14 protein-coding genes are annotated in these 15,911 nt (G+C 36.4%); 6 read left to right on the top strand and 8 right to left on the bottom strand.

Annotated elements, in window-relative coordinates; all coding sequences use genetic code 11:
* Positions 1-77: 77 nt before the first annotated feature.
* Entirely contained in the window at positions 78-983 is a 906-nt protein-coding gene (locus IW16_RS20670; RefSeq protein ID WP_034749114.1) for an AraC family transcriptional regulator, read from the bottom strand.
* Between the two features lie 123 nt (positions 984-1,106).
* Here IW16_RS20670 and IW16_RS20665 point away from each other — a divergent pair, with 123 nt between their 5' ends.
* Genes IW16_RS20665 through IW16_RS20655 form a run of 3 tightly spaced genes read left to right on the top strand, consistent with a single transcriptional unit; the run spans position 1,107 to position 6,292 of the window.
* Positions 1,107-2,336 (top strand): MFS transporter, encoded by a 1,230-nt coding sequence (locus tag IW16_RS20665; protein ID WP_034749111.1) that lies wholly within the window; start codon positions 1,107-1,109, stop codon positions 2,334-2,336.
* 2 nt (positions 2,337-2,338) lie between these two features.
* Complete coding sequence (locus IW16_RS20660) at positions 2,339-3,817, top strand: trehalase family glycosidase (protein ID WP_034749107.1); 1,479 nt, start codon at positions 2,339-2,341, stop codon at positions 3,815-3,817.
* Between the two features lie 18 nt (positions 3,818-3,835).
* On the top strand, positions 3,836-6,292 hold the full coding sequence (locus IW16_RS20655; protein ID WP_034749104.1) for a TonB-dependent receptor: 2,457 nt from the start codon (positions 3,836-3,838) through the stop codon (positions 6,290-6,292).
* Between the two features lie 141 nt (positions 6,293-6,433).
* On the opposite strand, the gene IW16_RS20650 is transcribed toward IW16_RS20655, so the two are convergent.
* Entirely contained in the window at positions 6,434-7,072 is a 639-nt protein-coding gene (locus tag IW16_RS20650; RefSeq protein ID WP_034749101.1) for an MBL fold metallo-hydrolase, read from the bottom strand.
* 71 nt (positions 7,073-7,143) lie between these two features.
* Between IW16_RS20650 and IW16_RS20645 the strand changes: the two genes are divergently transcribed.
* A complete protein-coding gene (locus tag IW16_RS20645; protein WP_034749097.1) occupies positions 7,144-8,358 on the top strand; it encodes a type IX secretion system plug protein in 1,215 nt (404 codons plus the stop codon).
* Between the two features lie 339 nt (positions 8,359-8,697).
* Here IW16_RS20645 and hemH read toward each other — a convergent pair whose 3' ends face one another.
* Genes hemH through IW16_RS20630 form a run of 3 tightly spaced genes read right to left on the bottom strand, consistent with a single transcriptional unit; the run spans position 8,698 to position 11,057 of the window.
* Positions 8,698-9,720 (bottom strand): ferrochelatase, encoded by a 1,023-nt coding sequence (gene hemH / locus IW16_RS20640; RefSeq protein WP_034749093.1) that lies wholly within the window; start codon positions 9,718-9,720, stop codon positions 8,698-8,700.
* Positions 9,717-10,166: a nitroreductase family protein gene (locus IW16_RS20635; protein WP_034749090.1), complete on the bottom strand. Its 450-nt coding sequence runs from the start codon at positions 10,164-10,166 to the stop codon at positions 9,717-9,719. The genes hemH and IW16_RS20635 overlap by 4 nt, the downstream gene beginning before the upstream one ends.
* 12 nt (positions 10,167-10,178) lie before the next feature.
* Positions 10,179-11,057: a NifU family protein gene (locus IW16_RS20630; protein WP_034749086.1), complete on the bottom strand. Its 879-nt coding sequence runs from the start codon at positions 11,055-11,057 to the stop codon at positions 10,179-10,181.
* Between the two features lie 189 nt (positions 11,058-11,246).
* On the opposite strand from IW16_RS20630, the gene IW16_RS20625 reads away from it, so the two are divergent.
* Entirely contained in the window at positions 11,247-11,780 is a 534-nt protein-coding gene (locus tag IW16_RS20625) for a gamma carbonic anhydrase family protein (protein ID WP_034749082.1), read from the top strand.
* Between the two features lie 271 nt (positions 11,781-12,051).
* Here the strand turns inward: IW16_RS20625 and IW16_RS20620 are convergent, their stop codons facing one another.
* On the bottom strand, positions 12,052-12,501 hold the full coding sequence (locus IW16_RS20620; RefSeq protein WP_034749079.1) for a hypothetical protein: 450 nt from the start codon (positions 12,499-12,501) through the stop codon (positions 12,052-12,054).
* An 82-nt stretch (positions 12,502-12,583) separates the two neighbouring features.
* Between IW16_RS20620 and IW16_RS20615 the strand changes: the two genes are divergently transcribed.
* Positions 12,584-14,716, top strand: coding sequence for a helix-turn-helix domain-containing protein (locus IW16_RS20615; protein WP_034749077.1), 2,133 nt, complete (start codon positions 12,584-12,586; stop codon positions 14,714-14,716).
* Between the two features lie 38 nt (positions 14,717-14,754).
* Here the strand turns inward: IW16_RS20615 and IW16_RS26725 are convergent, their stop codons facing one another.
* Together IW16_RS26725 and IW16_RS20610 are read right to left on the bottom strand one after the other, a co-directional pair.
* On the bottom strand, positions 14,755-14,922 hold the full coding sequence (locus IW16_RS26725; RefSeq protein ID WP_165572007.1) for a hypothetical protein: 168 nt from the start codon (positions 14,920-14,922) through the stop codon (positions 14,755-14,757).
* A gap of 145 nt (positions 14,923-15,067) precedes the next feature.
* The gene (locus tag IW16_RS20610) at positions 15,068-15,601 is read right to left on the bottom strand and encodes a hypothetical protein (protein WP_034749075.1); all 534 of its coding nucleotides are present in this window, start codon (positions 15,599-15,601) and stop codon (positions 15,068-15,070) included.
* Positions 15,602-15,911 lie beyond the last annotated feature (310 nt).

Genomic DNA, 15,911 nt, shown 5'->3' with positions numbered 1-15,911 from the left:
ATAAGTATAAAGCTGTTCTTTTTTAGAGCAGCTTTTTTTATTCTTGGTAATGTTTTAAACCTTGAATAATAGAATTTTTAAAAACTCGCTTTAAATTTAACCTCATTCTCAACCTTCAAATCTACACTTACCTTATTATGAGAATAGTTCTTAATAAATTCAGAAGGCGTCTTCTCGGTGTACTTTTTAAACATGCGGTTAAAATAAGTCACATTATTAAATCCGCAGCTGTAGCTGCATTCTGAGATACTCTTATCCTGTGCCATCAGCAGACAGGCTTTATTGATCCGGTACCGGTTCACAAATTCCGTAAAAGTGATTTGCGTAGCTTTTTTGAAAAAATTACAGAAAGCCGGAAGCGTGAGATTGGCCAGTCTAGCTACATCTTCAATATTGATTTCCTTATCATAATTATGCTCTACGTAAGTGAAGATGTTTTCCAGTCTTGTTTTGTTTTTTGAAATAATGGTATAAGGCATAATTTCTTTGTTTAAAAGGTCATAATCTTTACATTTTGAAAGCTCAAATAAAATTTCAAGGAGCAGCAGATATCTTTTGTAACCTTCTGATTCCAGCATCAGTTTAAGTTTGGGAAGCATTATCTTTTTGATCTTATGGTGAAAATGAATGCCATATTTTGAAAGTTCCAGAAGATTCTTAATTGATCGGGCTTCTACTTCCTGTTCCGGAAACTGAAGGATTTCTTCTCTGAACTGAAGTACGATCTCTTCATGCGGATCTGTAGAATTCAGACCAAATCCTGAGTGAGGAATATTGGAGCCAATCAGGACCAGATCTCCATTTGTATAATTGCTTTTATGATAGCCAACATGACGGGTTCCGTTCCCTGAAATGACGCATACCAATTCGATTTCCGGATGGTAGTGGTATTCCCATTTGAACTCGCAGATCGGCGAATTGTTGTGCAGAGTGCGGAAGGAACTCTTTTCACTCACTATTATTCTTTCAAAACTAACTTTCATCTGATTAATCGTATTTAATCAATAAAAATACTAATTATATTAATATAGTTCAAATATTGATTTATTGTGTTAAATTAATGTTAAGCGAAATGCTTCTATCTTAGCCGACAAGAAATGATCTACATGAAAAATTTCAATATTAAAGCTGTACTTTTTTTGAACTATTTTGTTTTCGCAATTCTTTTGAATTCGGTGGGAACAGTAATTCTGCAGGTACAGCAAAACTTCGGAATCTCGAAATCTTCGGCTAGTGTTCTGGAGGGTTTTAAGGATCTCCCTATTGCCATATGCTCGTTTATTCTGGCGTCATTTCTGCCAAAAATCGGGATTAAAAATTCCATGCTTATCGCCCTTTTCCTGGTGAGCTGCATGTGTTTTGTGATGCCTTTTTCAAATGATTTCTGGTTCTTCAAACTTTTATTTGCCGTTGTGGGGGTATCGTTTGCTTTAATAAAGATCTCGGTTTTTACTTCCATTGGTCTTGTGACAGATACTGATAAAGAACATTCTAGCTTTATGGGGTTCTTAGAAGGATTTTTCATGATCGGGGTTTTAGCAGGTAATGTACTTTTCAGTTTATTCATTGATGATCATAATCCTAAATCTACGCAATGGCTGAATGTATATTGGGTATTGGGAGCAGTTTCAACATTGTCCTTTTTGTTTTTATTCTTTTCTACATTAAATGAAAACGAAGCTAAAAGTGAAAAAACTGATTTGTTGGGTGATTTGAAAAACAGCATTAGTTTATTCAGTTATAAAAAAGTACTGTTTTTTCTTTTGTGCGCCTTCCTTTTTGTATTGGTAGAACAGAGCTTCCAGACATGGACGCCTACTTTTTATAAAGAAATTTTAAAACTTCCGACTTCTATGAGTATCCAGGCCGGGGCTGTATTAGCGGGCGCTTTTGCTCTGGGAAGGTTTTTGTCGGGGTTTTTCTCCAAGAAGTTCAGCTGGATTTATGTGGTTTCATTTTGTGTGATCGGTTTTGCGGCAAGTATACTTTTGGTTTTACCATTAACTCATAATACTAAAATAGACGCAGAAACAGGCTGGTTTAATGCTCCGCTTGTGGTGTATTTGTTTCCTTTAATGGGAGGCTTACTGGCTCCTATTTATCCAAGTATCAATTCCGTAATTCTGGCATCAATTCCGAAATATTTACACAGTGCGATGTCCGGACTGATTGTGGTTTTCTCTGCGATTGGCGGGACTATAGGTTCTATGATCACTGGTTTTGTGTTTCAGGAATTCAGCGGACAGCAGGCATTTTATCTTTCACTGATACCGCTTTCGCTGTTGATCATCTCGGCCATTTTCATGAATAAATTAAAAATTAATCCTAAGAAATAATAATGAATAACCAGCTTTACATAAACGAAATCCAGACTCTTTTTGATGATGTACAGAGATCAGAGATCTTTGAGGACCAGAAGATGATGACTGATGCTGTTCCGATGTTTCCTGTTTCAGTGATCAATGCGGAATATGAAGAGAAAAAAGGAAATGAAGGATTTGATCTCAAAGATTTTGTGATGTCCAATTTCGATTTTCTGGGTGCAAAAGTTTCAGTCCGTCAGGAAGATCACCTTCCTGTAGAGCAGCATATAGAAAAGCTTTGGGATGAATTGACCCGAACAGCTTATGAAGAAAAAGGAACACTGCTGAAGCTTCCTAAGCCTTATATTGTACCGGGAGGCCGTTTTAATGAATTTTTCTATTGGGACAGCTATTTTATTATGCTGGGGCTACAGGTTTCAGGAAGAAAAGAAATGATGGAAAACATTGTAGAAAACTGTTCTTATTTAATTAATAATGTTGGTTTTGTTCCGAATGCAAGCAGAACCCATTTTCTGAGCCGTTCACAGCCTCCTTATTTTTCGCTGATGCTGGATCTTCTTTTTGAAACCACTCAGGATGAAGAAGTTTATACAAAGTATCATGATACTTTAGAGAAGGAATATGCTTTCTGGATGAACGGGGAAGAGGGACTGGAAAATGAGACCAGTACAAAAAGAGTAGCAAAAACCAGAAACGGAGATATTCTGAACCGTTATTATGATGCAGAAAATGCACCACGTCCTGAAAGCTATCTGATTGATATTGAAGACAGCGACAATGGAGGTGGAGAATTTTACAGAAATATAAGAAGTGCCTGCGAATCGGGCTGGGATTTTTCCAGCAGATGGTTTGCAGACGGAGAACATATACAGACTATAGAAACACTGAACATTGCACAGGTGGATCTCAACAGCCTTTTGTGGCATCTGGAGAATACACTGGCAAAATCTTCAGGACTTCTGAACCTCACAGAGAAAGAAAATTATTTTACTGAAAGAGCAGCAGTACGCAGACAGATGATCAACAATTACTTTTGGGATGAAAACACTGAATGTTATAAAGATTATCACTTAAAAAAACACACAAATACACCGTCTGAACATATTGCTGCTCTTTACCCATTATTTTTGGGACTGGCGGATCAGGCACAGGCAAAATCTGTTGCTCAACATATTGAAGAGAAATTCCTTTACCAGGGAGGTCTTGTAACGACCACAAAGAAAACCGGACAGCAATGGGATCTTCCGAATGCATGGGCTCCGTATCAGTGGTTAGGTTTTAAGGCAATGAAGAATTATGGTTTTGATGACCTGGCTGAGGAAATAAAAAATAACTGGTGCAAAAATGTTGAAAGGGTATACAGCAACACCGGAAAATTAATGGAAAAATATAATGCGTTAGACACTGAAACAATTGCAGGAGGCGGAGAATATCCGAATCAGGACGGATTCGGATGGACAAATGGAGTCTATCTTAAATTAAAACAAAACTAACTTTATAAAAATCATGCTATGAAAAAAAGATCGATATTTTTAATGGCTGCCACCGCTACGCTTTACTTCAACAATGCGTATGCCCAGGAAACCCCTCAGGATTCAATCAAGACGTCTTCTATAGACCAGATCGTTATTACCGGAAGCTCAGGCCCGAAAAAGAAAATAGAATCCAGTACAGCTATTTCTACTTTTACGGCAAAAGAGATCCAGAAACAGAATCCCATCAGTGCTGCCGCTCTTTTACAGAGAGTTCCGGGCTTTGCAGTGGAAACTTCTGGCGGTGAAGTAGGAAACAACCTTTTTGCAAGAGGTATCCCTTCTGCAGGAGCTTACGAATTTGTACAGGTTCAGGAAGACGGACTTCCGGTTTTTGAAGATGGTGCGCTTCAGTTTGCGAACGCAGATAATTTCTTTCGTGTGGACAATACAGTGGGTCGTTTAGAAGCTTTGAGAGGAGGTTCCGGTTCTATTTATGCCAATAACTCTCCTGGAGGTTTGATCAACTTTATTACTAAAGAAGGAAGTAATGATTTTAAAGGAACAGCTAAACTGGAAACCAGTACCTACGGCTTGATGCGTACAGATATTAACGTAGGAGGCGCATTGGTTCAGGATAAACTTTTCTTTAATGTTGGAGGTTTCTACAGAACGGATAACGGAATCAGAAAGACGGGGTTCAGAGCCAACAATGGAGGACAAATAAGAATGAATCTTAAATATGTCTTTGATAAAGGGTATGCTAAAATTTATTATAAAAAATTAGACGATAGAAATACGTTCTACCTTCCGATTCCTTTGATTCAGGACGGTAATGATCTTAAAGAATTCCCTGGTTTCAATGCGAATTATGGAACTTACAGTTACAGGGGAATTGGTCAGCTTAATATTCCTCAGGCTGGCGGCGGATTTTTTAAAAGAGACCTTGAAAACGGAATTCATCCGAAAGTAGATGTACTGGGTGCAGAATTTAAATATGATCTTGGTAATAATTTCAGCGTTCTGAACAAGACGAGATATACCAATATCAATATGGAATATACAGGAATGTTCCCAGCCGGAGCTCCTAAACTGGCTTCCGATTATGCTACCGGTGCTATAAAAGACGGAGGACTGGGCATGAGCAATTATCAGTATTCTCTGGTGAGTAACGGTTCTGTTGTGAACCCTCAATATATACAGAAGCTGGGATTCTGGGCTATTGATAAGCAGATGAATAATTTTGTGAATGACTTACAGTTGAATTATAAATTTGATAAAGGAAATGTAACGGCAGGATTCTATAAATCAAACTGGAAATCTCATCAGAATTGGAACTGGAGTAATATTTTAGCAACCGCGACCGACAGACCTGAGCTTTTGAATTTGGTTAATCCTTCAATGAGCCCTACGGATACCGGATATTCTCAGACCTACAATGGAGTAAAGGATATGTCTTTCCTGATCAGAGATTCACAGATTCAGGGAAGTCTTAATGATGTCTATTTAAATGTAGATTATAATGTCACCGATGCTTTGAGTTTAAACGGAGGAATGCGTTACAGCCGTGATTATTATAAAGGATATGGAGTTAATACCACAACAGCGAATCTGAATAATTCAGGTTTGACCACGGACGGAACCCATAGTTTTGCTACAACAACAGCTGATGATAATATGGCGGTGCTGGGTAATAAGTATACCTACTGGAACTACGATATTAATAAAGTATCTTATACCTTGGCCGCAAATTATAAAATTAATAGAGGAAATGCGGTATACGCACGTTTCTCACATGGTTTCAGATCTCCTAACGAAGAGGCTTACTATAATAATATGTCGGATCTGAGCGCCATAAAAGCGGTTGATACCAATCAGCTTGAAGTAGGATACAAATATTATTCGCGTACGTTTGATATCGGAATCATTCCTTTCTATTCTACGCTTAAAAATCTTTCATTTACTGATGTATTCTCAGACGGAACTTCAGAAAACAAATTTGCGAACACTACGAATTTCGGGGTAGAAATTGAAGGATACACCAGACTTTTTAACAATATCCTTGAAGTGACTTTCAACGGAACGATCCAGAATCCTAAATACAAAGATTTCGTAGGGAAAAATGCAGACGGAACTACTTTTGACTATGATGGAAATGTAGTGAGAAGAATGCCTAAATTCTATTTCAATATCTCTCCAGCAGTCAACATTACAAAAGAATGGAGAGCGTATGTAAGCATGAACTATTACGGAAAACGTTTCCAGAATGAAGGGAACACAGACGATAATATTTTGCCATCATTCACCGAAATGGGAGCAGGAATGTCTTACCAGTTAGGAAAAATACGTTTTGCTGTAGACGGAACCAATATCTTTAATACGATTGGAATTACCGAAGGAGATCCAAGATCCCAGAATACTGCGGGAACGAATATCAGAATGGCCAGACCTATCATGGGAGCAGCAGCAAGAGCATCCATCACACTTGATTTCTAAAACTTATATTTATTTTCTTCATAAAAAAACCGTCAGAATATTTCTGGCGGTTTTTGATTTTTTGTTGAATAACTGTTAATCAGCAGCTAAGTCTATACTCATGAATTCTCGGACCCAATATTTTTTCAATTCAAAACGAATCTACTTAAAAAATGGATTATACTGTTTCTCAAAACCTATTGTTGTAGGGTTTCCATGGCCTGAGAAAACCTGTGTTTCATCATCCAGAATAAATAATTTGTTGGTAATGCCGTCGATCAGTAATTCATGATTTCCTTTGTAAAGGTCGGTTCTTCCGATGCTTCCTTCAAAAAGGACGTCACCTGATATCATGAATTTCTGTTCTTCATTGTGGTAAACGACGCTTCCCGGAGAATGTCCCGGAACATGATAAATTTTAAACTTTTCTCCATCCAGTTCCAGTACTTCGCCTTCACTGATGTAGGTAATGTCTGCTTTTACAGGATTAACAGAAAATCCAAATCTCATCCCGCTGGCCTGAAGCATATCCAAAACTTCCTGATCGTCCTGATGCATCAAAACAGGAACTTTAAAGGTGTCAAAAGCCCACTGCAGACCAAGAACGTGATCAATATGAGCGTGGGTTAAAAGAATATTTTTGATCTTCAGTCCATTTTCAGAAATAAAATTTTCTACGGCCTGAGTTTCCTGCTCATTCATATTTCCCGGATCGATCAGCCAGGCATTTTTATTTTCGTTGTAAAGAATGTATGTATTTTCGCTGGCAAAATTGAATACGAAGCCTTGAATCTGAAGCATAACTGATATTTTTTTATTTCAAAAATACGATATTATTAAGAAAATCCCTATTTTTCGTTATCTTCGTCATAATGAAAACTTTGCGAATACTTTTACTTTCTTTGGGCGGACTGGTTTATGGGCAGAATATCCAGAGCATCCAGCTTTTTAATCCACAGACGAACGATGAGACCCCTGTCATAAAGTTCGGCGAGCAACTGGTGTTAAGCTTTGATGACCTTACCAATTCCAGTGAGATCTACAGATATACGATCAAACATTACGACAGAAACTGGAATGATGACAACTTGTTTTTTACTGAAATTGCGAATGGAAGTTTAAACGGGCTTCTGGATCAGTTCCAATATTCATTTAATACTCTGCAGGCTTATACCCACTATAAGCTTACATTCCCCAATGACAAAATGCAGCCAAAGATCTCAGGAAATTTTGAGCTGATCGTTTATAAAGATTCAGCAGACAGACCACTTTTCAAAAGACGATTCTATCTGGTGGAAGATGCAGCGACTGTTGCTTTGAATATTTCAAGAATCGCAGATGCCAAAAATCCCAATGTCAACCAAAGGGTAGAAGTTAAAGCGACTTCAAAAGCAGGTGATCTTTCTTCCAATGTGAATTCAATGAGTCTGAATGTGCTGCAGAACAACAATCCTAACGTGGTGGTTACTAATCTGAAACCAAGTGCTACTTTAGGAAACCAGTTGCTGTTTCAGCAGATGAATCTTACATTTCCGGGCAATAATGAATTCTATTATTTCGACAATAAGAATATGAATATGGCCGCTGATATGGTGAGTGCCACGGAATTAAAGGATGGTGTAAACCATACCTATCTTCATCCTGTGTGGGCTTTTCCATTAAATTATCAGTATCAGCCTGATGTGAATGGTGCCTGGTATTACAGAAGAAATGATCTGGGTCTCGAAAGAAATGCAGAAAGAGAAGCAGATTACTCATGGGTATATTTTTCTCTGGATTCTGATCCTGTAGATAAAGAGATTTACGTGATGGGAGGTTTTAATAATTTTAAAGCCGGCAAAGAAAATCTGATGCAGTATGATGCAGCCAATAAAAAGTATGTTGCCAAAATATTTCTGAAACAGGGGTTCTATAACTACATCCTTGCTACAAAAGAAAGTAACGGTGCTCTGAACTTCGGAGAAGTTAACGGTAATTTCTGGCAGACCGAAAACCTGTATCAGGCATTTCTGTATTATGCGCCTTTTGGACGTAATTATGATGGTCTGATGGGGTATGGGGAATTCAGAACGCCTATTGGAAAATAAATTTCTTACCATAAATTTTGAAATAATCAGAGGCAGTCACTTATGTGATGCCTCTTTTTTTATGAAATCGTTCAATGACTGTATAAATCCTTTGTGCTTTATAGTTAACCACCCCGTCAAAAATTCTCTGAATTTTCGCCACCCCTCCGAAGGAGGGGAATGCTCACCGAACGACTTAACTGCTCACCTTTATAACTACTAAATACCTTAAACTGATTGTAGCTTAAAAATCTTAAGTTGTAAAGTTTCTGCTGGTTTTTGATGAATCATAAGGTATCCTTTATTTAAAATAATAGAGCTAACAAAAAAGGAACTGTTTTGAACAGCTCCTTTATATTTTTAAACCAGATAAAAATCATTCAGTTTTTCTTCGCAGAGTATTTTTACTACGTCGATCCATCGGTCTTCATCGTTCAGACAAGGAATGTAGTGGAAGTTTTCTCCACCTCCATGCTGAAACTGTTCTTTACCTTCTACTGAAATTTCTTCCAGAGTTTCAAGACAGTCAGAAACGAAAGCCGGACATACAACAGCCAGATTTTTCACTCCTTTTTTAGCAATGGTTTCTAATGTTTCATCTGTATAAGGTTCTATCCACTTATCTTTTCCTAATCTTGACTGGAAAGAAACAATGGTTTTTTCCTTAGGAAGATTTAGTTTTTCAATAACCAGTTGGGTTGTTTTATAGCACTGATGACGGTAACAGAACTTATGACTTGGATTACTGTCTCTTGAACAGCAGTCATTAAGATTACAGGTCTTGGTAGGATCTGTTTTATAGATATGTCTTTCCGGAACACCATGATAAGAGAACTGAAGGGCATCGAAATTTTCAGGAAGCTTTTCTTTAATACTTTCTGCAAGACAGTTGATGTAGATATCTCTGTTGTAAAAAGGCTGTATATAATTAATTTTTACCTTTGGAAACTTCTTTTTTCTTACTTCTTCTGCTTTGTCAATTACTGTTTCTGTAGTACTCATTGCATATTGCGGATACAGTGGAAACAAAACTATCTCAGAAACTCCCTGATCAACCAGTTTTTGAATTCCGGCTTCAATACTGGGCTGAGCATATCTCATGCCTATTTCAACAGGAACATCAACTATTTTCTGAAGTTTCTTCTGAATTTTTTCGGTAATCACAATCAAAGGTGAACCCTGATCTGTCCATACCGTTTTATACGCTTCTGCAGATTTCGCGGGTCTTGTCTTAAGAATAACTCCCTGAACCAGAAGTGCACGGAAGATCCAGCGATAATCAATTACCTTCTCATCCATCAGGAATTCATCAAGATATTCCTTTACATCATTTACAGCCGTTGATCTTGGCGATCCCAGATTTACTAATAGAATTCCCTTCATTGTTTATTTAGAGTTTGCAATCGTCCATCAATAGTTGGACCATACCTTTGCTTTAAATGTAAAATATAAACTTCAAGTGCCAAATGTTCTTCTTCTTCAGTTATGCCTAAAGATTTCAAATATTCTTCGCCCTTTTGAGTTGCTGTTTTTGTATATAATTTGAAATATTCATCATCTGCATCATAGATGAATTGTTCTCCTTTTAATTTTCTTATTTCGTCGCTGGTTTCTTGGTCAAGTTCGTAGTAATTGTGGAAATAATAATCAAGAAAGGTTGTATTTTTCTTATCCAATTTTTCTAAAATCACATCCATCTTTTGAAGGCTGTCTTTTGCTAATTTAGTTTCTACCAAATCATCATGAATACCGCTGTTCAATTGAGGTCCCTGTTTCCTGCACGCAAGAATACTTAAACTAAGAATTATTAAAAGAAGGAATATTCTCATATTCAGATGACTTTATCCGTTTACCGCTTCCACTCTTTCTACCAAATCCGGAACGAATTGTTTTAAAATATTTTCAATTCCGTTTTTCAAAGTAGCAGTAGAGCTTGGACATCCTGAACATGCTCCCTGTAAAAGCATTTTTGCGGTTTTACTTTCCTGATCATATTCCATCAGTGAAATTTTTCCACCATCATTTTCCACGGCAGGAGCTACATATTCATTTAGGATATCTGAAATTTTCTGTTCGTCATCTGTATAATCTCTGTTGATAATTTTCTCAACAGGATTTTCGTGTGTCTGAGGTTCAAGATTTGAAATCTCACCTCCATTCTGAAGATATTCAGCGATAAGACCACGTACGGCCATCATCACCTGATGCCATTCCACAGAATCATCTCTTGTTACTGCAACAAAGTTATCAGAAATAAAAATCTCTTTAGCGAAATCAAATTCATTAAAGATAGCTTGTGCTAAAGGAACTCCTTCTGCAGCCTCTCTTGATTTTACTTCCACAAAACCATCAATAAGCATTTTGCTGGAAACAAATTTCATAGCGCTGGGGTTAGGCGTCATTTCTGCATAAATCTGATACATTTCCTTCTTTTTCTGAAGGTAAATTCTCGGATTGGCTAATAACTCATCTTCAATGACATTTTTAAGACTTTCAGCTACATGTTCCCATTCTATAGTGTCCTGTTTTGCTATTGCTACAAAATTGGCAGTTATAAAAATTCTTTCCACAAAAGGATAGTTGAAAAGTTCCTGAGCTAAAGGAATTTCTGAAATATCTGAACTTCTGTCCAACTCCAAAGAGCCCGGGATCAGGTTATAATCCGCGACAAATTTCATCACTTTCGGGTTTTCAGTTGGTTCTATAAGTATCGTACGCATTTTTTCGTTAAATTTGAGATACAAAAATACGCAATTAGAAATTAGAAGTTGGAGATTAGAAATTAGATTTTTGCTATCGCACTCATTTAGAAATAAAAATTCAGAAGCTGGAGAGCAGAAGTTAGAAATTAGGGTAAGCAAAAGTGTAATCTTCAAATGAACTTATTTTCAAATCATCAAATTAAAATTATGGCAATTGTAAAAGAACTTTTAGGAAAGGCACCTCAGATAGGAGAGGGCACATTTTTGGCAGAAACGGCAACCATTATCGGTGATGTTACTATGGGAACAAACTGCAGTATCTGGTATAATGCGGTGATAAGAGGAGATGTACACTACATCAAAATGGGCAACAAAGTGAATGTTCAGGACAATGCCATGCTGCACTGTACGTATCAGAAATACCCTTTAAATATAGGAAATAATGTATCTATCGGTCACAATGCAATTGTACACGGTTGTACCATCCATGACAATGTACTTATCGGAATGGGAGCCATCGTTATGGATGACTGTCTGGTAGAGGAAAATTCTATTGTAGGAGCAGGGTCTGTAGTGACTCAGGGAACTCATATCAAGTCAGGTGAAGTATGGGGGGGAGTTCCGGCAAAAAAAATTAAAGATATTTCTGCTCAGTTACTGGAAGGTGAAGTAAACAGAATTGCTGATAATTATGTGAAGTATTCTTCGTGGTATAAGGAAAACCTTGAGGTGGGGAACTAGTTTTGAATTGGAGGGTTGAGAGTATACGGGGAGGAATTTAGTTGCCGGTTCTTGGTTCATATCTGGAATCCTGCATCCCGGAACTTTATTATCTTTTAAAATTCAAATCTTGATTCTTGCATCTTGATTCTCCAATCTTATCACACCATAAATAAACAAAAGCTCCATCAATCCGATAGAGCTTTTTTTGATCCTTAGTATAAACTCCTGAGTGAGTTTTGTGTTGATTATTCAACAGTATATATAACCTTTGCTTTGATTTTTTTATGGTTTATTGTTCTGCTGTTATGAGCACTGCTTTTCCAGCGATACACTTCACAGAAGTTGGCGGCATAATCATCATACAGTCAGAAGTAATATTGTACTTCTCATTAAAGGTTTTTACTTTCTGTGTATATTCTTCAATTCTTGGTAAAATGACCGTTTCAATTTTTTTAGGATATGCGATATATTGCTGAGGTCCTCCACAGGCTTTAGCTCCCATTGGTGCAAATGTCCAGTCTGATGCAGTCGTACACTTTTCCTTTGATGACTCAGACTCGATGGATGCTTTTAACTTATCCAGTTGGGCCTGTTCATATTTCTGACTGTCCTCATCCGCGGGTCTTTCCGATATATCTTTAGGAAGATTGGTATTAGCATTCTTGGATGTATTACATGAAACTAATGTAAGTGTAGTACATAATGCTAGTAATGGAATATTGACAAAAAATTTTTTCATTATAAATTTCTTTCTGTTAAAGAATTTTCAAAAGTTATGCCAAGGTAACAAATTCAAAATCATTTTGCGTAATTTTGGAGCGATGAACAATCATTTTTTTGACTTAATAGAGCATACGAACAGAAGTGTTTTTCTTACGGGAAAAGCAGGAACAGGAAAAACAACTTTTCTTAATGACTTTGTCAAGAAGACAAGGAAGAAGTATATTGTAGTAGCTCCTACGGGAATTGCTGCGATTAATGCCGGAGGGGTAACGATCCATTCCATGTTTGGTCTGCCTTTAAGAACTTTTTTACCTACAACCGACCGTATTGATGGAAGTTTGGCAAATAATATTGCCGATCTGATGCCTCATTTCAAATACAGAAAAGATAAACTTAAGCTTTTAAGAGAAGTAGAGGTTCTTATTATTGATGAGGTTTCTATGCTTCGGGCTGATGTTCTCGATATGATGGATTTTTCGCTGAGATTTATCAGAAGAAATAGCCAAAGATTTGGAGGGGTTCAGATGCTGTTCATCGGAGATTTGTATCAGCTTCCCCCGGTAGTAAGAGACGAACATATTTTAAAGATCTGTTATCAGTCTCCTTTCTTTTTCGACAGTCATGCCGTGAAAGATATTCCACTACTGACTATCGAGCTGACCAAGGTTTACCGACAGTCTGATGAGAAATTTCTGGATATTCTGAATGCGATTCGTGATGGTGATGTAGCCAATATCAACTTTGATGTTCTGAACGAAAGATACGATCCTGATTTTAAGGCAGGAACTGATTCGTATGTTTATCTGTGTTCACACAATAGAATGGCCGATGAGATCAATCAGGAAAAGCTGGAGGAAATCAACCTGACCGTAAAAACCTATGAAGCTAAACTTTTTGGAGATTTCAAGGAAAATCAATTTCCAAACGAACAGTTTTTAGAACTGAAAGTAGGAGCACAGGTGATGTTTATCAGGAATGATATTACCGGAGAAAAAAAATATTTCAACGGAAAGCTGGGTGAAATTATGTCACTTGATGATAATGAAATTAAAGTAGTTCTTGACGGAAGCGAAAGGGAAATTGTCGTAAAAAGAGAAGTCTGGGAACAGAAAAAATATTTCCTCGACACCGAAAAAAATATCAAAGAAGAAGTTCTTGGAAGTTTCGAACAGTTCCCGATTAAACTCGCTTGGGCTGTTACTATTCATAAAAGTCAGGGATTAACATTTGATAATGTAATTATTGACGCCGGAAAAAGTTTTACAGCCGGACAGGTGTATGTGGCTTTATCAAGATGCCGTACCTTAGAAGGTATCGTTTTAAAATCTAAAATTACACCAGAGGTTATTTTTAAAGACAACAGAATCCTGCAGTTCCAGGGAAATACTTTTGCAAATGATAATGTAGAAGCTATCCTGAATCGCGAAAAATATGACTACAGCATCAAAAAAGTCTTACGTAGCGTTAACTGCCTGTGGTTCCTGCATGAAGTAGAAGAGTGGAATAAGCTTTCTGTAACGACGAAAAGCATTGATCATGTCAAAACAAATCAGCTTTATCTTCAGCTGAAACATGAAATTGTTAACCTCGGAAAGATTTTCGAAAAACTGGAAAGGGTAATTTCCCAGAAGGTCAATAATTTTATTGAAAATAAAGAAGAGTGGTCTGAGATTGAAAGTAAAACGAAAGGGGCAGTTAATTTTTTCTTTACAGAAATCAGAGATAAAGTCTTCAATCCACTGAAAGAATTTTATGCTGAAATTAAAGGGACTAAAGGACTGAAACAGTACAATGAAGAATTCAGAGAATGGCTGGAAGATACGGAAGAGTACCTTAATACCCTGAAAGAAGCTCACCTGTTGGAAACGAAGCTTTTAGATGAAAAAAATGATAAGGAAATCAATTTAAAGATTGCAAAAGTTCCTTCCCAGGTCTTAACTTTTCAATTATTTGAGCAGGGAAAAACGATCGGCGAAATAGCCATGGAAAGAGGTCTGGTAAAAGAAACCGTGATCGGACACCTGGCTAAATTTGCAGAACAGGGATTGCTCGATATTTCAAGAGTCATTACTTCAGATAAGATCAAAGCATTTGAAACAGAATTCTACAAAAATCCACATGAAACCTTAACAGAGTGGAAGAGCGCATTGCCGAACGATTTTGAGTTTAATGAGATCAGGATTTTGATTAATCATTATACTTTTAAGAAGGAGAAGAATGATTCGGTATAACAAAAAAGACTGTCCCAAAATTGAGACAGTCTTTTTTGTTATTTATTTAAAAGATCATGATTGACCCTATATCCAACGATCTTGATATCTCCGTTTTTATCTTTCTCTTTATTTGAAAAAGTCTGATTAAATGAACAGCTGATCAGCAAAAAGGAAATAAGAATAAAATAAAGGCGTTTCACGGTCGTTATAGTTGGAATTTTCATAGAATAAATTTCGATCTTTTATAGAAGATTTACAAATAGCATTTAAAATTATCTTTAAAATTTAACAGGTACTGAGATCAAGGTTTTGATTAATCATTATCATTTAAGAAAAGGAAGAAAGAATTATATTGAAAAATAGTTTTATTTAAACAGGATTAAATTTTTCAGCAATGATAAACTGATTATTAATGATGATCAGTTGGTTTGAAGTTGTAATTTTTTCACCGAAGTATTTAATTTTTACATCATGTTTAGCGCCTGTTTTTTCAATACTTTTAATTATTGAAAATGGAGCTGTAAGAATTTTGCCAGAGCCTTTTTGGATATTCTGGAGAAATATAGGATAATCTATTCCGGTATTGATTTCGATATAATCCTTCCAGTTTCTCCAGCCTTTTGTGATTTCATCAATTGAGTTTTTTAAATCTTCAATAAACTGTTCAGCGTTTTCTGGTTTTGAGTTGATAAAAACTTCAAGATTATTTTCGTTATGGTTAATTAACAAAGGATGTTGTTCGTAAAAAGTTAATGTTCCCTGTCCTTTTTGTTTTAAGAAAGCTTCTTTTTTATGTTTAAAATCAAAACGGAATACATTATTTTCAATTTTCAGAATAATAAATGTTGATTGAAATTGTTCGATTTCTACGACTTTATTATGGAAATTTTCAATTTTGGTCACAATTTTAATTTAAGTTAATGAGTTTCTTTACCGTGTCATTTTTATGACCGATAATAGACGATACAGATCTTAAATCTAAGTATCTAAAATGAACTTTCTGCGGTTATTACCATAAAAGGGTCGGTATGACGGTTTTCGCCTCTATAGTGGGTTTTATAATTTTCATCTGGAAATATTTCAACAATCAAATATATGAAATAAAGAAATGTCCTTTGAGCCACATAATGAAAAGCAGGAGAATGAAGAATCATTTATAATAGTTTTTTCATGAACTACACCATCAATCCTATCAATTACAAAAAGTAACTAA

The sequence above is a fragment of the Chryseobacterium vrystaatense genome, from assembly GCF_000737765.1.
GTDB classification, from domain to species: Bacteria; Bacteroidota; Bacteroidia; order Flavobacteriales; family Weeksellaceae; genus Chryseobacterium; species Chryseobacterium vrystaatense.
This window is presented reverse-complemented; position numbering and strand designations above follow the sequence as displayed.